Source organism: Azonexus sp. IMCC34839 (assembly GCF_047047955.1).
Taxonomy (GTDB): Bacteria; Pseudomonadota; Gammaproteobacteria; order Burkholderiales; family Rhodocyclaceae; genus Azonexus.
The window spans coordinates 553,036-571,528 of the sequence record NZ_CP150631.1; the positions used below are offsets into that span (position 1 = coordinate 553,036).

Sequence of the window (18,493 nt, forward strand, 5' to 3'; positions counted from 1 at the left end):
GCCGGTCATGAAAAAAGCCACCGCATGCGGTGGCTTTTTTGTTTTGGGCTGGGTCAGGCTGCGGTGATCTTGTTCGTCGCTTCAGCCTGGTTGGCTTGGTAACGCGCAATGTTGCGGCTGATCATGTCCAGCGCCTGAGCCTGGCCGCTGGTCAGTTCGTCCTGTCCCATGGCCTTCAGGCGGGCCTCGACGGCTGCCAGGCCTTGCGGCGTCAGTTTGTCCTTGGCCGATTGGGCGGCAGTCTTTGCCGTTTCCTCGGTGTTATTGCCGGCGATGCGGCTCAAAATCTTCTCGAAGGCGTTTTCCGAGTTGCCCTTGCTGGCAACCTCCGACGTCGCCTTGTCGCTCAGCAGGCGGGCTGCCTGGGAAACGATGCTGCCGATTGCATTCATCTTTGCTCCTCGGGTGAAAAAATGACCCTGAGCAAACAGCGAGATTCATGCCAGCAATGATGCCGCCTGAGCAGCGCAGCTTGGTGCGGCGTGAGGCTCAGGAATTCCCTGCAGGATTCGAAGCCGACTTGACGGCGCCGCTGGCGATCAACTGCTCGACCTGCTCGGCAGTCAAACCCAGGGCCAGCAGTTGTTCACGAGTGTGTTCGCCTTGCATGGGCGGCGGATTCTGAATGGCGGCCGGCGTGCGCGAGAGACGCGGGGCCGGGGCGGGCTGGCGGATGCCGGCGACGTCGACAAAACTCTCTCTTGCCTGATTATGCGGATGTAGCGGCGCGTCGTTCATGCTGAGCACCGGCCAGACGCAATCATCGGTATCGCCGAACAGCTCCATCCAGTCGTCGCGGGTCTTTTCGCGGAACAGCTCGGTCAGGCGCGCTTTCATCCGCGGCCAGTGCGACGGATCGTATTGCTGGCCGGAGAAGTCCGGATCGTTCGCCAACCCAAGGCGGTTCACGAAGGCCGCGTAGAACTGCGGTTCCAGCGGGCAGACGGTGAGCCATTGGCCGTCGGCGCACTGATAGACGTCGTAGAAGGGCGCGCTCGAATCGAGCACGCACTGCCCCTGCCATTCGCCCAGGCTGTTCAGGTTGTACAGGCCATGCGCGAGCAAGGCGGCGCCTTCGCACATGGCGGCATCGATGACCTGGCCCTGGCCACTGCGTTGTGCCTCGAACAGCGCACAGGCAATGCCCCAGGCCAGCATCAGGCCGCCGCCGCCCATGTCGCCGACCAGGGTTGGCGGTGCCCACGGCGCGCCACCGTGGTAGCTGCCGGTATCGAGTACGCCGGCCAGCGCGGCGTAGTTGGCATCGTGCCCGGCGCGGTCGGCCAGTGGGCCGGTTTGGCCCCAGCCGGTCATGCGGCCGTAAATCAGCTTGGGATTGGCCGCCAGGCATTCATTCGGGCCAAAGCCCAGGCGTTCCATGACGCCGGGGCGATAGCCCTCGATCAGCACGTCGGCCTGTTCGATCAGTTGCCAGATCAGCGCCTTGCTGTCCGGGTGCTTGAGGTCGATGCACAAGGATTTCTTGCCGCGATTGGCCACCGCTTTCCGGCCGCCACCGAACAGCTGCGAGGCAAAGGTGCCGCCGGCGCGTTCGAGCAGGGTGACTTCCGCTCCCATGTCGGCCAGCAGCATGCCGCAGAAGGGGCCAGGGCCGATGCCGGCGAATTCGATGACCTTGACGCCGGCGAGCGGCCCGCGCTGGGCGGTAGGGGTGTCGGTGGGCATGAGTGGGCTCGTTCGGTGATCGGTTGAGGGGGCTGGAAAGGACTTAGAGCGTACAGGTTTGGGGCGAGTGTCGTCAGCGGGTGAGGGCTACTCGCTGAAGCGTACCCACTCGGCCAGCGGGGCGCGCTCGGTGCGCAGGGCGTTTTCCGGGGCATTCGGGTCGGCGTAGCCGAGCGCCATGCCGCAGACCACCGTTTCGTTTTCCGGCAACTGAAGCTCATCGCGGATGATGCGGTGGAATTGCAGGAAGGCGGCTTGCGGGCAGGTGTCGAGACCGCGGGCCTTGGCGGCGAGCATGACGTTCTGCAGCAGCATGCCGTAGTCGAGGTAGCTGCCTTGCGCCATGATGGTGTCGATGGTGAAGATCAGCCCGACCGGCGCATCGAAAAAGCGGAAATTGCGCGCGTGTTGCTCGTGCATGCGCTTGGCGTCGCCCTTGGCGATGCCCAGTAGCTGATAGAGCGCAAGGCCGACGGCGCGGCGACGGTCGATGTAGGGCGACTGCCATTTGCTCGGGTAGTACTGGTAGCAGTCCGAATGGGTGGCGGCTTCCTCGGGATCGTCGAAGGCAGCGACGATGCGCTCGCTCAGACGCGCCTTGCTTTCGCCGGTCAGCACCGAGACCTTCCACGGCTGGATGTTGGTGCCTGACGGCGCGCGGGAGGCGACCGACAGGATGTCTTCGATCAGGTGCTTCGGTACGGCGGTCGGCAGGAAGGCGCGGCAGGAATAGCGGCCGCGCATGACTTCATCGACTGCGCCTGACAAGGAAAGGTCCGTCATGCTGGCTCCCTTATTTGTGGGTGAATTGCGGCTTGCGCTTGTCGAGGAAGGCGCTCATGCCTTCGCGGCGGTCATCCAGGGCAAACGAGGCGTGGAAGACGCGGCGCTCGAAGAGCAGACCTTCGTTTAGGCTACCTTCATACGCGCGGTTGATGCTTTCCTTGATCATCATGGCGACGGGCAGGGAATAGCCGGCGATTTTCTCGGCCGTGGCCATCGCTTCGTCGAGCAGCGAGACGGCAGGAACGACGCGGCTGATCAGGCCGGCACGCTCGGCCTCTTCGGCGCTCAGGTTGCTGCCGGTCAGGCACAGGTCCATGGCCTTGGCCTTGCCGATGGCGCGCGGCAGGCGTTGCGTGCCGCCGGCACCGGGCAGTACACCCAGCTTGATTTCCGGTTGGCCGAAGACGGCGGTGTCGGCGGCGATGATGATGTCGCACATCATCGCCAGTTCGCAGCCGCCGCCCAGGGCGTAGCCAGCCACGGCAGCGATTACCGGCTTGCGGCAGGTCTTCAGGCGTTCCCAATCACGGGTGATGTAGTCGGAACCGTAGACGTCCATGTAGCCCCAGTCCTTCATCGCCTGGATGTCGGCGCCGGCGGCGAAGGCTTTGTCGGACCCGGTGATCAGGATGCAGCCGATCTCATCGTCGGCCTCGAAGTCGTTCAACGCTGCGGTCAGCTCCTGCATGAGCTGGGCGTTCAGGGCGTTGAGCTGGCGCGGGCGGTTGAGGGTGATCAGGCCAACGCGACGGACTTTTTCAGGGATGATGCATTCGTAACTCATGGATGTTTCCTCGATTCTGGGCGACAGCAGGCGGGCTGGCGGTGCACCGTGGTTTTTGCCTAGTTTGGCCGGTGCACCGCAGTAGCGATCATTCGGCGGCGATGGTGCGGCCGATGACCAGACGCTGGATGTCGTTGGCGCCTTCGTAGATCTGGCTGATGCGCACGTCGCGGTAGATGCGCTCGACCGGGAAGTCACTGGTGTAGCCGACGCCGCCGTGAATTTGGATGGCGTCCGAGGCGATCTTCTCGGCCGCTTCCGAGGCGAACATCTTGGCCATCGAAGCTTCCTTCAGGCAGGGCTTGCCGGCATCCTTGAGCATCGCGGCGCGCCAGACCATCAGGCGGGCGGCATCAAGCAGCGTATTCATGTCGGCCAGACGGAAATTGACGGCCTGGTGCTCGATGATCGGCTGGCCGAAGGTGATGCGCTCCTTGGCGTAACGCACGGCGGCTTCGAACGCGGCACGGGCCATGCCGATGCTCTGGGCGGCGATGCCGATGCGGCCGGCTTCGAGGTTGGAGAGGGCGATCTTGTAGCCTTCGCCTTCCTTGCCGAGCAGGGCCGAAGCCGGTACGCGGCAGTTTTCGAAGATGATCTGCACGGTGTCGGATGCGTGCTGGCCCATCTTGTCCTCGGTACGGCCGACGACGAAGCCCGGCGTGTTGGTCGGTACCAGGAAGCAGGAAATGCCCTTCTTGCCTGCGGCCTTGTCGGTCACGGCGAAGACGATGGCCATGTGGGCGTGCTTGCCGGTGGTGATGAACTGCTTGACGCCGTTCAGCACGAAATGGTCGCCGTCACGGTCGGCGCGCGTGGTGATGGCGGCGGCGTCGGAGCCGGTGTGCGGCTCGGTCAGGCAGAAGCAGCCCCACTTCTCGCCGCGGGCGAGCGGTTTCAGCCATTCTTCCTTCTGCGCATCGGTACCGTACTTTTGCGTGATGCCGCAGGCCAGCGAGTTCTGCACCGAGACGATGGTCGAGGTGGCGCCGTCGCCAGCGGCGATTTCTTCCAGGGTCAGGACGAGCGACATGTAGTCCATGCCGGCGCCGCCCCATTCTTCCGGCACGCACATGCCCATGGCGCCGAGTTCGCCGAGTTCCTTCAGCGCTTCGGCCGGGAAGGTGTGGTGCTTGTCCCATTCGGCGGCGAAGGGGGCGAGGCGCTCTTGCGCGAAGGCGCGCATCGAGTCGCGGATCATCTCTTGTTCTTGGGTCAGGATCATGGGTTACTCCTCGTCAATTCGGGTCTATGGTTGGATGCGCTGTGGCGGGTGTGGCGCTTACAGCAGATTCATTTTTTTCGCGGCTTCGGTCAGCTCGCCACGGAAATCGGGGTGGGCGATGTTGATCAGTTCCTGGGCGCGCTGCTTGGCGGTCTTGCCGCGCAGGTTGGCGATGCCGTATTCGGTGACGACCTGGTTGATGTCGTTTTTGCTCGTCGATACATGTGCACCGGGGGCGAGGGTCGGCACGATGCGCGAGATGGCGCCATCCTTCGCTGTCGATGGCAGAACGATGAAGGACTTGCCGCCCTGCGAGCGATTGGCCGCGCGCACGAAGTCGGATTGACCGCCGGTGCCCGAGTAAGGCTTCGTCCCGATCGATTCGGAGCAGCACTGGCCGATCAGGTCGATCTGCATGGTGGCGTTGATCGTCATCAGCTTGTCGTTCTGGCCGGCCAGGTACGGATCGTTGGTGAAATTGGCCGGGTGCATTTCGAGCGCCGGGTTGCGGTGCATGAACTGGTAGAGCTTGCGCGAGCCGAGGGCGAAGGTGGCCAGCATCTTGCCGCGATGGATGTTCTTGCGCTGGTTGGTGACGACGCCGGCTTCGACCAAGGTCAGGATGCCGTCGCCGATCATTTCGGTGTGGATGCCGAGGTCCTTCTTGTCGACCAGCTGCATGACCACGGCGTCGGGAATGCCGCCGTAGCCGATCTGCAACGTGGCGCCATCCGGCACCTGCTCGGCAACGTACTTGCCGATGGCCGCCTGGACCGGTCCGATGGTCGGCAGGCCGACTTCGATGATCGGTTCGTCGTTCTCGATCAGGGCCGAGACCTGCGAGATATGGACGTGGCAGTCGCCATTGGCGAACGGCACGTTCGGATTGACCTCGAGCACGATGACGCGCGCCCGCTTGACCGCGGCCATGGTGTAGTCGGTACCGAGGCTGAGCGAGAAATAACCGTGCTCGTCCATCGGCGAGGCCATCGACAGCACGACGTCGGCCGGTACCAGGCCTTGCTCGATCAGCACCGGCAGTTCGGAGAAATAGTTGGGCAGGTAATCGACCCAGCCGGCCTGCGCGCCCGGACGGGAGGCGCCGCCCAGGAAGTAGGCGGAATGGCGCACGTGCTGGCGGGTTTCCGGATCGAAATAGCCGAATTTGCGCAGCGGCAGGATCTGGGCGATGACGACGTCCATGAAGTCGCGGCGCTGCTCGGAGAGTGCCGTCAGCAGCGTGGGCGGCTCGCCGACGCCGGTCGGCACGACGACGTTGTCGCCGTTGCGGATCAGGCGGATGGCGTCGCTGGCCGAGGTCAGTTTCTGGGCGTATTCGGATTGATACTTCATGGGCTGTCTCCCTTTTTTTGGCTTGTGTTGCGTGTGCAGAAGAGGGCCGTGCAATTCCCTTCGCCAGGGAATGCGCACGGCCTTCTTTCCTCCCCGGTGCGGGGAGGTGAGTGAGGGATTAACCCTTAGATCATCTCGACTGCCAGGGCCGTCGCTTCGCCGCCGCCGATACACAGGCTGGCGACACCGCGCTTCAGGCCGTACTTCTTCAGGGCGCCAAGCAGGGTGACGACGATACGGGCACCGGAAGCGCCGATCGGGTGGCCGAGGGCGCAAGCGCCGCCGTGGATGTTGACCTTGGCCGGATCGAGCTTGAGGTCATGCAGCGCGGCCATGGTGACCACGGCGAAGGCTTCGTTGATCTCGTACAGATCGACCGAGTCGGCGGTCCAGCCGGTCTTGGCGAACAGCTTTTCCATGGCGCCGACCGGGGCCGACGGGAACTTGGCCGGCACGCCGGCATGGGTGGTGTGGCCGAGGATGCGGGCGATCGGGTTGAGGCCGAGCTTCTCGGCTTGCGAGGCACGAATCAGGACCATGGCGGCGGCGCCGTCGGAAATCGACGAGGAGTTGGCCGGGGTGACGGTGCCATCCTTCTTGAAGGCCGGCTTCAGGGTCGGGATCTTGTCGATATTGACGGCGAACGGGCCTTCGTCCTTGTCGATGACGACATCGCCTTTTTTGCCGGCGACGGTAACCGGAGTGATTTCCCAGTCGAAGCTGCCGTTGCCGGAAGCTTCCTTGGCGCGGGTGGTCGAGCGGATGGCGAATTCATCTTGGGCTTCGCGGGTGAAACCGTAGGCTTCGGCACATTCTTCGGCGAAGGTGCCCATCAGGCGGCCGCGGCTCTCCTTGGAGTAGGCGTCTTCCAGGCCATCCAGGAACATGTGATCGAGAATCTGGCCGTGGCCCAGGCGGTAGCCGCCGCGAGCCTTGGGCAGCAGGTAGGGGGCATTGGTCATCGACTCCATGCCGCCGACCACGGCAGCGCCGTAGGAGCCGGCCAGGATGCCGTCGTGACCGAGCATGGTGGCCTTCATGGCCGAGCCGCAGACCTTGTGGATGGTGGCGCAGCCAGCGGACAGCGGCAGACCGGCCTGCAGCGCAGCCTGGCGGGCCGGGGCCTGGCCCTGGCCGGCTTGCAGCACACAGCCCATCAGCACTTCTTCGATCAGGTTGGCGTCGATGCCGGCGCGGGCGATGGCGGCCTTGATGGCTTCAGCACCCAGGTTGGCGGCGGTCAGGCCGGAGAACCCGCCCTGGAAGGCGCCCATGGCGGTACGGGCAGCGGAAACGATAACGATCGGATCTTGGGACATGTCGGTTCTCCTGAATTACTTGGCGGCCATACGGATCGCGCCATCCATGCGGATGACTTCGCCGTTGAGGTATTGGTTGGTGAAGATGTGCTCGACCAGCGCGGCGTATTCGGCCGGCTTACCCATGCGCGACGGGAAGGGAACCATCTTGCCCAGCGCTTCCTGGACTTCCGGCGGCATGCCGAGCAGCATCGGGGTTTCCATGATGCCCGGGGCGATGGTCATGACGCGGATGCCGGCACGGGCCAGTTCGCGTGCGATCGGCAGGGTCATCGAGACGACGCCGCCCTTGGAGGCAGCATAGCCGGCCTGGCCGAGCTGGCCGTCGAAGGCGGCAACGGAGGCGGTGCTGACGATGACGCCACGCTCGCCGGTTTCATCGGCAGCGCTGGCGCTCATGATTTCGGCGGCGAGGCGGATCATGTTGAAGCTGCCGACGAGGTTGATGTTGATGGTGCGGGCGAAGCTTTCCAGCTTGTGGGCGCCTTCCTTGCCGACGACCTTCTCGGCCGGGGCGATGCCGGCGCAATTGACCAGGCCGCGCAGCTGGCCCATGGATTGGGCGACGGCAAAGGCGTTGCGGGCGCTTTCGTCGCTGGTCACGTCGGTCTGCACGAAGCGGGCGTTGGCGCCCAGTTCGGCTTCGACCTTGGCGCCGGCTTCCGGATTCACGTCGGCCAGCACGACCTTGCCGCCGCGCTCGACGATCATTTTGGCAGTGGCTGCTCCCAGGCCGGATGCGCCGCCGGTGACGACAAAGACATTGCCTGCAATTTGCATGGTCTCGCTCCTGTATTGGTTTTGGATTCGGGTTAAACGGGTAACGGCGCACTCTAAGCAAGAGGCGAAAAGCTTTCATTGCCGGATTCGATCAAGTTGATTGTGAAAATCAGATAAAGCGGCGGCGCGATTTCTGTGGCATCCTTCGGCGATGCGCGAGATACAGAGTGAAAAAGGCACGATTGCCATTGCCTTCGTTCATGAGGCCCTGGTTTGCCTGCGCACACGCGGCATCGACGAGCACGAGGTGTTGCAGGCGGCAGGCATCGCGCCCGAGATGCTGGCTTCGCCGCAAGCGCGGGTTTCCTCGGAACATTATGGTCAGCTCTGGCACGGCATCGCGCAGGCCATCGGCGACGAATTCTTCGCCCTGGACAGCCATCCGATGCGCCCCGGTAGTTTCACTTTGATGTGCCATACGCTGATCCATGCCGATACGCTGGAACGGGCCTTGCGCCGTGCCTTGCGCTTCCTGAATCTGGTACTGGACGACTGGCACGCCGAGTTGGTGATCGATGGCGACGTGGCCAGCGTGGCTCTGCTTGAAAAGCCATCCTCAGCGACCGGACAGGTCGGCGCCCCGAAACCGGCCTTCGCCTACGGCACCTATCTGCTGATGGTGCATGGCCTGGCCTGCTGGCTGATCGGGCGGCGCATCCCGCTCGACCATGCCAGTTTCCGTTGTCCGGAGCCGGCTTACAGCGATGAGTGGCGGGTGCTGTTCGCGCAGGATCTACGCTTCGACGAGACCCAGACCGGCATCACTTTCGCGGCCAGTTTCCTGGCCATGCCGAATGTGCAGAACGAGCGGACGATGAAGGTTTTCCTGCGCCAGGCGCCGGCCAACTTCCTGGTACGCTACAAGAACAGCGAGAGCGTCACCGCCCAGATCCGGCGTCGCCTGCGCGAGATCGCCCCCGAATCCTGGCCGGATTTCGATGAACTGGCCCGGCAGATGCATCTATCGCCAGCCACGCTGCGCCGCCGGCTGGAGCGGGAAGGCGCGCGCTATCGCACGATACTCGACGATCTGCGGCGCGACCTGGCCATCGGCTATCTCGGCGACAACAGCCTGGCCATGCCGGAGATCGCCTGCGCCCTCGGCTTTACCGAACTTTCCGCCTTCTATCGCGCCTTCAAGAAATGGACCGGCATCGCGCCCGGGCAATACCGGGCCACGCAGAAGCCGGAGCGCGTTTAGGCCAATCCGGTTTTTCGGGTTTTTGGCCCGTGCACCGCAGCAGTGAGCGAATTGGCACTTAGCGGCCGAGTTTCTGCTTGATTTGCGGCAGCGCAGCGAGGGCGGCTTTCTCGCCTTCGAGCATCGCATCGTGGCGGGCGGTGAAATCCCAGGACTTCACGTAAGGCAGCTTCGGGCGAATAACCACGTCGGCACCCTTGAGCTCGTTGGCCGCGATGGCGCCGCCCATGATGGTGGTGGTCTGCCACATGATGCCGGTCAGGCTGTCGATCGGCTGGCCATCCGGCTTGGCCGAGATATCGACGGCGATGACGAAATCGGCGCCCATGTCGCGCGCCGCCTGCACCGGCACCGGGCTGCTCAGGCCGCCGTCGGCGTAGGTATGGCCGCGAAACTGCGCCGGCTGGAAAACGCCGGGCACGGCGGCCGAGGCACGCACGGCCATGCCGGTGTCGCCGCTGCGGAAAACGACGCGCTCGCCGGTGTTGAGGTCGGTGGCGACCGTGGCGAAAGGCTTGTTGAGCTTCTCCAGCGGCTTTTTCTGCACGTGCTGGTTGATGAAATCCTGCAGCCCTTCGCCCTTGAGCAGGCCGCGTCCGCCCAGCGTCCAGTCGGCGAAGATTTTTTCATCGAGTTGCTGGCCAATCTTCTGCATGGCGAAGGCGTCGTAACCCGCGGCATAGAGCGAGCCAACCACCGCGCCGGCGCTGGTGCCGACGATGTAATCCGGCACGATGCCCTGAGATTCCAGCATCTTGATCACGCCGATATGAGCGAAGCCGCGCGCCGCGCCGCCGCCCAGCGCCAGGCCGATCTTGGGCTTGGCGGCCGGTGTGGTCTGGATGACCGGTTGCGTGACTGGCTTGTTGCTGTTGCTGACGCAGCCAGTCAGGGTGAGCAGTGCGGTCAGACTGGTGGCGATGAGAAGGCGGGGGGAGCGCAGCTGGGAACTGAACACGATGGCATCGAATGCAAAAAGAATGCGCGATTCTAACGTGTCGCCCCGTCGGGCTTCGGTAACGGTGCGTATCCGAGTTTGCCCAAATCCCGGCGGACAATAAAAAAACCGGCGGTTGCCCGCCGGTGAACTTTGCAAAAGAGAAGGGTAAGGCTTACTGAGCCGGCGGCGGATTGGCCGGGCCTTGCGGGCCGGGGCCGCGCATGCCGCCGCCCATGCCTGGACCCATACCACCGCCCATGCCGCCGCGCGGGCCGCCTTGCTTGCCGCGCATGCCGAACTGGGTCTGGTCGTCGAAGGTCTTCTTCTGTTCAGGCGTCAGTTGGCCGTAGAACTCCTTCATGGCGGCGACGTGCTTGGTCATCGCTTCCTGATGCTGCTTGTGGAAGTCGAGCATCTTTTCGGCACGTTCCGGGGCGCTCAGCTTGGCGACTTCGGCCGGGTCAGGGCGCTTCTGGTCGGGATTGGCGTAGGGGCGGGATTCCTGGAATTTCTTCCAGGCGCCTTCCTGGGCCGGGGTGAGTTTCAGCGCATCGTGCAGGCGCTGCTGGTGCATCTGCTGACGTTCGGCCCGCATGTTCTGGCCACGTTCACCCATCATCGGGCCACCGCCGAAGCAGTCGCCGCGCTGGGCGAAGCTCAGGCCGGAGAAAGCGCTGGCACCGGCACCGATCAGCAGTGCGGCAATCAAGGTCTTGGATTTCATGTTTGGCTCCTTTGAGATCGGAGGCGGTTTATTCCGCCGTCGAGATCATTAGAGCGCAAACATGTAATTCGTCTATTTCCGGTTCCCGGAAATGTGTTGCAAGCTGTTTCCGCGCTTACACGTCGGCTTCGACCAGGCCGCCGTCCTTCTCCATCCAGGCACGGCGGCCGGAGGCTTCGCCCTTGCCCATGAGCAGCGTGAAGGTGCGGTGCATCTGCACAATGGTCTCGCGGTCGGCCTGGAAGGGTACGAGGCGGCGGGTGTCCGGGCAGAGGGTGGTTTCCCACAGCTGATCCGGGTTCATTTCGCCCAGGCCCTTGAAGCGGGAGACGGTGATCTTGTGTTCCTTGACGCCTTCCTCGGCCAGCTTGTGCAAGGTTTGCTGCTTTTCGGCTTCGTCCAGGCAGTAAATCTTGCGGGTGTGGCCCTTGGCTTCGACATCGACGCGGAAGAGCGGCGGCTGGGCAACATGGATGTGGCCCTTTTCGACCAGCGCCGGGAAGTGCTTCAGGAAGAGCGTGAACAGCAGCACCTGAATGTGCGAGCCATCGACGTCGGCATCGGACATGACGATGATGCGGCCGTAGCGCAGCCCGGAGACATCCACCGTGTCGATCTGGTCGATGCCGTGCGGATCGACGCCGACGGCGACGGAAATGTCGTGCACTTCGTTGTTCTTGAACAGCTGGTCGCGTTCGACTTCCCAGGTGTTCAGCACCTTGCCGCGCAGCGGCAGGACGGCCTGGGTTTCCTTGTCGCGGCCCTGCTTGGCGGAGCCGCCGGCCGAGTCGCCCTCGACCAGGAAGAGTTCGTTGCGGGTGATGTCGTCCGATTCGCAATCGGTCAGCTTGCCGGGTAGGGTGGCGATGCCGGAGGACTTCTTCTTCTCGACCTTCTGGGTCGATTTCATCCGGTTCTGCGCCGCCTTGACCGCCAGTTCGGCGATCTTCTTGCCGAAATCGGCATGGCTGTTCAGCCATAGCTCAAACGGATCGCGCACCATCTGGGCGACCAGCTTGTAGGCATCACGGCTGGTCAGCTTTTCCTTGGTCTGGCCCTGGAATTGCGGATCGAGCACCTTGGCCGAGAGCAGGTAGGTCATCTTGCCGCAGACGTCTTCCTGCGCCAGTTTGACCTTGGCCGGCAGGATGGCGTGGTGCTCGGCGAAGGCCTTGACCGCCTCGAAAACGCCGGATTTCAGGCCGGCCTCATGCGTGCCGCCATCGAGCGTCGGGATCAGGTTGACGTAGCTTTCGGGCTTGCCGCCACCTTCCTCGAACCAGGCCAGCGCCCAGGTGGCACCTTCGCCGACAGCGAAGCCGTTCTCGGTCTCGACATATTTCTCGCCGACGAAAATCGGTGCGACCGGCTGGCCGACCATCATTTCGCTGAGGTAATCGGCCATGCCGTTCTGGTAGCACCAGGTCTTCTTGTCCTGGCCCTCGATTTCCAGTTCGACGGTGACGTTGGGCATCAGCACGGCCTTGGAGCGCAGCAGGTGCTCCAGTTGGCCGAGATTGACCTTGGGCGAATCGAAATACTTCGGGTCGGGCGAAATACGCACCGTGGTGCCGGTAGTACGCGGCCCCACGTCGCCGATGCGGGCCAGCGGCTCGACGACGAAGCCGTCGGCAAAGGCAATTTTATGCACGCCGCCACCGCGCTTGATCTCGACTTCGAGGCGGGTCGACAGCGCATTGGTCACCGACACGCCGACGCCGTGCAGGCCGCCAGAGAAACGGTAGGCGTTGCCCGATTCCTTCTTGTTGAATTTGCCGCCGGCGTGCAGCTTGCAGAATACCAGCTCGACGGCCGGCTTGCCTTCTTCCGGGTGAATCTCGACCGGAATGCCGCGGCCGTTGTCCGACACCTCGATCAGGCCGTCGGCCTGGATGCGCACCGAAATCTTCTTGGCGAAACCGGCCAGGGCTTCGTCGGCGGCGTTGTCGATGACTTCCTGCACGATGTGGGTCGGGCAGGTTGTCCGGGTATACATGCCGGGACGTTCCTTGACGGGTTCGAGATCCTTGAGGACGCGGATGGAGGAGGCGGAGTATTCAGTCATGCTTTGAAAATTGGGCAAAAACGGCAGTGCACCGCAGCAGGGCGCTAATCGGCCGACATTCTACCCAGCGTTGGCGTCTTGCGGATGAAAACTCAGATAAAACCGGCGTTGCGCAGGGCGTCCAGGCGGCTGGCGCAACGTTCAGCCAGCCATTGGTGCAGGGCGCGCACGGCCGGGTTGAGCTGGCGACGGTCGGCGCAGACCAGATTGAGTGGCGCCGGGTCGCCTTGCCAGTCGGGCAGCAGATGGATCAGGCGGCCGCTCAGCAGGTCGTCGGCCACGTCGAGCGCCGACTTGAAGGCGATACCGCGCCCGGCACGCGCCCAGCGGCTGACCATTTCGCCGTCATCGGCAACGCGGTTGCCCGTCACGCGCTGCACGTCCTCATGGCCATCCCGTGTCAGGCGCCAGCGGTCGTGGATGTCCTCGCCGAGCCAGTAGCACAGGCAATTGTGGCGGGCGAGGTCGGCCGGCTTCTGCGGTGTGCCGTAGCGCGCCAGGTAATCCGGTGCAGCACACAGGATGCGCCGGTTGTCGGCTGCCAGCGGCAGGGCGATCAGGCTTGAATCGGCCGGTGGGCCGTAGCGCAGGGCGATGTCGATGGGCTGGCGATAGACGTCGGCGACCCGGTCGGACAGCGATAGCCGTATCTGCACCTGCGGGTAGCGTTCGAGAAATTCATCCAGCCAGCCGGCCAGCACATTACGCCCGAGGTCGGAGGGCGCGGAAATCTGCAACAGGCCGCGAATGACCGAACGGCCGGTGATCAAGGCGTCGCGCCCGTCGGCGAGCAGGGCGAGGGCCTGGCGGCAATGGTCGAGAAAGATTTCGCCCTCGGTGGTCAGGCGCAAGGTGCGGGTCGAGCGTACGAAGAGCACGGTGTCGAGTTCCCGTTCCAGGCGCTTCAAGGCGGCGCTGGCGGCGGCCGGGGTCAGTTCGAGCGCCCGGGCAGCGGCGGAAACGCTGCCGTGGTCGGCAATGCGGACAAAGAGTTCGAGATCAGTCAGACGCTGCATTATCAAAATTCATTTGAAAGTGATTGAATTTTAGCGCCGTTCTTCAAATGAATTTCTGGTTTATAGTCCGCCTACCAAAACCATAACGGAGCCCAGCATGAACATCGTCGAAACCGCTCAGAAACGCTATACCTCCAAGGCCTTCGATCCCGAACGCAAGCTCTCGGCCGATACCGTGCAGGGCATCCGCGACCTGCTGCGCGCCGCGCCGTCGTCGGTCAATTCCCAGCCCTGGCATTTCATCATCGCCGCCAGCGATGCCGGCAAGGCGCAAGTCGCCAAGGCGACGCAAGGCCCTTACGCCTACAACGGGCCGAAGGTGATCAATGCCTCGCACGTGGTCGTGCTGTGCGCACGCACCGACCTCGATGACGCCCATCTCGCCGCGCTGCTGGCGCAGGAAGACAAGGATGGCCGCTTTACCACTCCGGAAGCGCGTGAAGGCCAGAACAAGGGACGCAGCTACTACGTCGGGCTGCACCGCAACGAATACAAGGATGTCGGCCTGTGGGCCGAAAAGCAGGTCTATCTGGCCCTCGGCACGCTGCTGCTCGGTGCCGGTGCGCTCGGTGTCGATGCCTGCCCGATGGAGGGGTTCGATGCTGCCGCACTCGATGCCGAACTCGGCCTGAGCACCAAGGGCTTGCGCCCGATCGTGCTGGTCGCGCTGGGCTACCACAGCGATGCCGACTTCAATGCCAAGCTGCCGAAGTCGCGTTTGCCGGCCGAGGTGCTGTTTACTGAGCTGTAAGCCGCAGGCAGTAATGAAAAAGGGCCGGCAATTGCCGGCCCTTGTCGTTTCTGGCGCAAAGAAGCTTATTTCTTCTTCTTGCCGATTTCCTTGCTGGCCGGCGTGCTGCCGCCCTGTACGCCGAGCTGGCCGCCGGTGCCGAGGCCGCCCTGGACTTCCTGTGCCTTGTAGTTGCGCACGGCCTTGACCATGTTGTTGTAGGCGTCCGCAAAGGCAGCGACGATGACCTTGCCTTCGGCAGTGTTGGAGTAGCCACCCAGGCTACCGCCGGCTGCGGTGCCAAGAATCCCGCCGACGGCGCCGAAATCGACATTGCGCGCGCTACCTTCCGCGGCAGCCAGCTGGACGCTGGAGCGGTTGTCGATCAGGGTCAGCACCGTGCTGGCTTCCTTGTAGTTCATGCTGCCGCCGACCAGGGCGCCGACGGCACCGATGCGGCCACCGAGCGCGCCGCCCAGGCCGCCGGCATTCTGGTTGCTGAAGGTGACCGACGGGCTCATGGTGTAGTCGGCGGCGACGATCTGGCCCTTGCCGAAGTTGGAGCCCTTGCGCATTTCGCCGGAGTCGGCCAGGGCGCGTTCGGCCATCATGTTGTTCATGGCGCGGCCGCGTTCGACCACGACGAAGCAGTTCGATTGCTGGATCAAAAGTTTGAGCACAGGCACGGTCGAACCGAGCTTGTACTGGCCGGATAGCACGCTGTACCAGGAGGCCTGGGTGTCTTCGGCGATGGCCACGGTACCCAGCGAGGCAGAGCAGCGTTCCATTTGCGAATTGGCACCCTGTGCCGTGCCGCCCGCGGTCGAGCCGGTAGCGACGGTCTTGGCCGACTCGGAGCCCATCTGCATGTTGGAGCAGGCCGCCAGCGAAACGCAGAGCAGGGCAGTGGCGAGGGTGGAAAGTTGGGAGCGGGGCGACAAGCGCATATAAGCCTCCGGTAATGCTGTTTGAATGATCAGTCTGCGACTATACCGAAATTTGACGCCCGCTGCCTCCCATGTGCCAGTTGGGTTATGCTCTGAGGCTATTTCAATAACTCAGAAAGAAATCCTCATGGCCGGAGCCAGCCTGCTTGTCCTGCTCGACGATATCGCCACGCTACTCGACGACGTAGCCGCCATGACCAAGGTCGCCGCCCAGAAAACGGCCGGTGTGCTGGGCGACGATCTGGCGCTCAATGCGCAGCAGGTCTCCGGCGTGCGGGCCGAACGGGAATTGCCGGTGGTATGGGCGGTGGCGGTCGGTTCGCTGAAGAACAAGGCCATCCTGGTGCCGGCGGCGCTGGCGATCAGTGCTTTTGCGCCTTGGGCGGTAATTCCGCTGCTGATGCTGGGCGGCCTCTACCTGTGCCTGGAAGGCGTCGAGAAGCTGGCGCACAAGTGGCTGCACAGCGCCGAGGAAGATGCGGCGCATCACGATGAGGAATTGAAGGCGGTCAGTGACGAAGCGGTCGATTTGGTGGCCTTTGAAGCCGAGAAGATCAAGGGCGCCATCCGCACGGACTTCGTATTGTCGGCCGAGATCATCGTCATCGCGCTCGGTACGGTGGCCGGCCAGCCCTTCGTGTCGCAATTGACCGTGCTGGTGGGCATTGCGCTGATCATGACCGTGGGCGTCTATGGCTTCGTTGCCGGCATCGTCAAGCTCGACGACCTTGGCTTCTACCTGCTGCGCAAGGAAAACGGCGGAGCGCAGGCGATCGGTCGCTTGCTCGTGCTGGCCGCGCCCAAGCTGATGAAGGCATTAACGGTGATCGGCACGGTCGCCATGTTCCTGGTCGGCGGCGGCATCCTGGTCCATGGCCTGCCTGCGGTGCACCATCTGATCGAGCACTTTTCCGAAATGGCCGGGCCGGTCAGCGGCATCGTTTCCATGCTGCTCAACGCAGTGACCGGCGTCGTCGCCGGCGCCCTCGTGCTGGTCGTCGTCACGCTGGCCGGCAAATTGAAAGCGAACAAGGAGGCAACTTCATGAGCAAGGCTTTGCGTCTGTCGGAAAAATGGTTCCGCTTCGGGCTGTGGCTCGTCGCCTTCGTTTTCGCCAGCTTCCTGATCGGGCTGGGCGGCACCATCGTGCAAAACCTGCCCAAGGTCGAGCATCGCTATGGGCTGGAAGACTTCATCGACAAGCCGGCCGCCGAGAAGCTGCGCGCCGAGTCGCGCAACCTGGCCGAGCAGAGCCGGCAGGCGCAGGAAGCGCACGATCAGGCGCAGCTCAAGCTCAACGCCGCCCGCGCCAACAGCAACACGGCGCGCGACACCTTCAATAGCTGGGTCACCACCCGCCACGCCACGCAGCGCCCGGAGCAAGACCGCGAGCTGATCGAGCGCACGCAGGCGCTGGAAGAACTGAAGATACTGGAACGCAAGGCGCTGGCCGACGTGCAGCGCCAGCAGCAGGTGCTGCTCGATGCACGCCAGGCCGAAGCGCGCGTGCAGCGCGATCTGCGCGAACTGGAAAGCGCCGCCGGTGAAAAGCTGAGCGTCGAACTACGCAAGCAGGAACTGCGTGTCTTCGGCTACCGCCTGGCTCTGACGCTGCCGCTGCTCGTCATCGCCGGCTGGCTCTTTGCGAAAAAGCGGCAAAGCACCTGGTGGCCTTTCGTCTGGGGCTTCATCTACTTCGCGCTGTTCGCCTTCTTCGTCGAGCTGGTGCCTTACCTGCCGAGCTACGGCGGCTACGTGCGCTACGTGGTTGGCATCGTCATCACCGTGCTGGTCGGCCGCTACGCCATCGTCGCGCTCAACCGCTACCTGGAAAAACAGAAGCAGGCCGAAGCCATGCCCGACGTCGAGCGACGCAAGGAACTCAGCTACGACACCGCGCTCGCCCGCCTGGCCAAGAAAGTCTGCCCCGGCTGCGAACGCCCGGTCGACCTGACCAATACCAGCATCGACTACTGCCCGCACTGCGGCATCTGCCTGTTCGACCACTGCGGCAAGTGCAACGAGCGCAAGAGCGCGTTCTCGCGCTTCTGCCATGCGTGCGGGGCGGCGGCGGGTGAGGGGAGTGCTGGCAGCTGAGGGGGATGGTTTTTGACGTTTTTGGGTGGTGCACCGCAGGAGTGAGTTCCTAGGGCGAAATTGTTGGATTTCGGTTTGCAGCCATTCAGAGGAATTTTCAAATGAATGAGGTCTGTACTCAGTTGTTTTTCTTGGAAACTTAAAAATATGCGAACAGCCCTTCCGTCACAACTGGTTAGGTTGCGCTATTTTTTTCTAGCTGGAGCATTAGTGGCTCTCGCTATTGGTGCTTTAGTCCTTGCTTTCTTTAAAGGCAGTTCTACGTTTCCAACTACCTTAATATTCTCGATTTCCGGAATGGCATTTGTTTGGGGAAATTTAGTATTTTGGTGGCTTGAACTTCGGTCTCCACATATTGAGGAAAATGGCGGCTACGCCAGCCGTTACGATCTGGCTTCAAAATCCGCTCGCGTTCAATCCAATCTATTTTTCGGCGGCTTTTTAATTGGTGCCATTATTGTCTCTCGCGCCTGCATCAATGCTGCTATTAACGGCTAATTTAAGATTTACGGTGCTTTCCAATGAGCAGGGAGGAGTTACCATCGGTTTTCGATTATTCTGCTCAGGTTAGCCATGAAAGTGTTCTGGGGGCGCTTCTTATATTATTTGATAGGGTTTGGTGTGCCTTTTTTGATTGTACTTCCACTGATTGGACCTTATGGAACTAGCACGACGCATTTCCTACGAACTGGCCACTGGAACGGATGGGAGTATGTCGAAGCTTTGCGTGCTCTTAAAGGTGGCTTGGTAATAGCCCCCTTTGCATCAGTCATTTGTGCTACATATGAAGCTGGTCGACTACGTGGATGGAATGAGCGCTTTAATGTTCTAATCTTGATA

At 62.8% G+C, this 18,493-nt stretch carries 18 protein-coding genes; 5 read left to right on the forward strand and 13 right to left on the reverse strand.

What is annotated here, in order from left to right; genetic code table 11:
• Window positions 1-53: 53 nt before the first annotated feature.
• The 8 genes from WIF35_RS02835 to WIF35_RS02870 form a co-directional block, all read right to left on the reverse strand.
• The gene (locus tag WIF35_RS02835; RefSeq protein ID WP_412480057.1) at window positions 54-392 is read right to left on the reverse strand and encodes a hypothetical protein; all 339 of its coding nucleotides are present in this window, start codon (window positions 390-392) and stop codon (window positions 54-56) included.
• A 97-nt stretch (window positions 393-489) separates the two neighbouring features.
• A complete protein-coding gene (locus tag WIF35_RS02840; RefSeq protein ID WP_412480058.1) occupies window positions 490-1,686 on the reverse strand; it encodes a CaiB/BaiF CoA transferase family protein in 1,197 nt (398 codons plus the stop codon).
• 87 nt (window positions 1,687-1,773) lie between these two features.
• On the reverse strand, window positions 1,774-2,469 hold the full coding sequence (locus WIF35_RS02845; RefSeq protein ID WP_412480059.1) for a nitroreductase: 696 nt from the start codon (window positions 2,467-2,469) through the stop codon (window positions 1,774-1,776).
• A 10-nt stretch (window positions 2,470-2,479) separates the two neighbouring features.
• Window positions 2,480-3,256, reverse strand: coding sequence for an enoyl-CoA hydratase (locus WIF35_RS02850; RefSeq protein ID WP_412480060.1), 777 nt, complete (start codon window positions 3,254-3,256; stop codon window positions 2,480-2,482).
• Window positions 3,257-3,344: 88 nt separating this feature from the next.
• Window positions 3,345-4,481: an acyl-CoA dehydrogenase gene (locus WIF35_RS02855; protein WP_412480061.1), complete on the reverse strand. Its 1,137-nt coding sequence runs from the start codon at window positions 4,479-4,481 to the stop codon at window positions 3,345-3,347.
• 57 nt (window positions 4,482-4,538) lie between these two features.
• The gene (locus tag WIF35_RS02860; RefSeq protein WP_412480062.1) at window positions 4,539-5,834 is read right to left on the reverse strand and encodes an acetyl-CoA hydrolase/transferase family protein; all 1,296 of its coding nucleotides are present in this window, start codon (window positions 5,832-5,834) and stop codon (window positions 4,539-4,541) included.
• 125 nt (window positions 5,835-5,959) lie between these two features.
• Window positions 5,960-7,153, reverse strand: a complete 1,194-nt coding sequence (locus tag WIF35_RS02865; RefSeq protein ID WP_412480063.1) for an acetyl-CoA C-acyltransferase — start codon at window positions 7,151-7,153, stop codon at window positions 5,960-5,962.
• A gap of 15 nt (window positions 7,154-7,168) precedes the next feature.
• Complete coding sequence (locus WIF35_RS02870) at window positions 7,169-7,933, reverse strand: 3-hydroxyacyl-CoA dehydrogenase (RefSeq protein ID WP_412480064.1); 765 nt, start codon at window positions 7,931-7,933, stop codon at window positions 7,169-7,171.
• 151 nt (window positions 7,934-8,084) lie between these two features.
• On the opposite strand from WIF35_RS02870, the gene WIF35_RS02875 reads away from it, so the two are divergent.
• A complete protein-coding gene (locus WIF35_RS02875; RefSeq protein ID WP_412480065.1) occupies window positions 8,085-9,134 on the forward strand; it encodes an AraC family transcriptional regulator in 1,050 nt (349 codons plus the stop codon).
• Window positions 9,135-9,192: 58 nt separating this feature from the next.
• Here WIF35_RS02875 and WIF35_RS02880 read toward each other — a convergent pair whose 3' ends face one another.
• The 4 genes from WIF35_RS02880 to WIF35_RS02895 form a co-directional block, all read right to left on the reverse strand.
• A complete protein-coding gene (locus WIF35_RS02880) occupies window positions 9,193-10,092 on the reverse strand; it encodes a patatin-like phospholipase family protein (protein ID WP_412480066.1) in 900 nt (299 codons plus the stop codon).
• A 154-nt stretch (window positions 10,093-10,246) separates the two neighbouring features.
• The gene (locus WIF35_RS02885) at window positions 10,247-10,798 is read right to left on the reverse strand and encodes a Spy/CpxP family protein refolding chaperone (RefSeq protein WP_412480067.1); all 552 of its coding nucleotides are present in this window, start codon (window positions 10,796-10,798) and stop codon (window positions 10,247-10,249) included.
• A 115-nt stretch (window positions 10,799-10,913) separates the two neighbouring features.
• Window positions 10,914-12,863: a DNA topoisomerase IV subunit B gene (gene parE, locus WIF35_RS02890; protein ID WP_412480068.1), complete on the reverse strand. Its 1,950-nt coding sequence runs from the start codon at window positions 12,861-12,863 to the stop codon at window positions 10,914-10,916.
• A gap of 92 nt (window positions 12,864-12,955) precedes the next feature.
• Complete coding sequence (locus WIF35_RS02895) at window positions 12,956-13,879, reverse strand: LysR family transcriptional regulator (protein WP_412480069.1); 924 nt, start codon at window positions 13,877-13,879, stop codon at window positions 12,956-12,958.
• Between the two features lie 97 nt (window positions 13,880-13,976).
• Between WIF35_RS02895 and nfsB the strand changes: the two genes are divergently transcribed.
• Window positions 13,977-14,630: an oxygen-insensitive NAD(P)H nitroreductase gene (gene nfsB, locus WIF35_RS02900; protein ID WP_412480070.1), complete on the forward strand. Its 654-nt coding sequence runs from the start codon at window positions 13,977-13,979 to the stop codon at window positions 14,628-14,630.
• Window positions 14,631-14,695: 65 nt separating this feature from the next.
• Here the strand turns inward: nfsB and WIF35_RS02905 are convergent, their stop codons facing one another.
• Entirely contained in the window at window positions 14,696-15,556 is an 861-nt protein-coding gene (locus WIF35_RS02905) for a CsgG/HfaB family protein (protein WP_412480071.1), read from the reverse strand.
• 127 nt (window positions 15,557-15,683) lie between these two features.
• On the opposite strand from WIF35_RS02905, the gene WIF35_RS02910 reads away from it, so the two are divergent.
• From WIF35_RS02910 to WIF35_RS02920, 3 genes are all read left to right on the forward strand, one after another.
• Entirely contained in the window at window positions 15,684-16,604 is a 921-nt protein-coding gene (locus WIF35_RS02910) for a DUF808 domain-containing protein (RefSeq protein ID WP_412480072.1), read from the forward strand.
• Window positions 16,601-17,653: a serine endopeptidase gene (locus WIF35_RS02915; protein ID WP_412480073.1), complete on the forward strand. Its 1,053-nt coding sequence runs from the start codon at window positions 16,601-16,603 to the stop codon at window positions 17,651-17,653. Before WIF35_RS02910 ends, WIF35_RS02915 begins: the two co-directional genes overlap by 4 nt.
• A 210-nt stretch (window positions 17,654-17,863) precedes the next feature.
• The gene (locus tag WIF35_RS02920; RefSeq protein WP_412480074.1) at window positions 17,864-18,151 is read left to right on the forward strand and encodes a hypothetical protein; all 288 of its coding nucleotides are present in this window, start codon (window positions 17,864-17,866) and stop codon (window positions 18,149-18,151) included.
• Window positions 18,152-18,493: the final 342 nt, after the last annotated feature.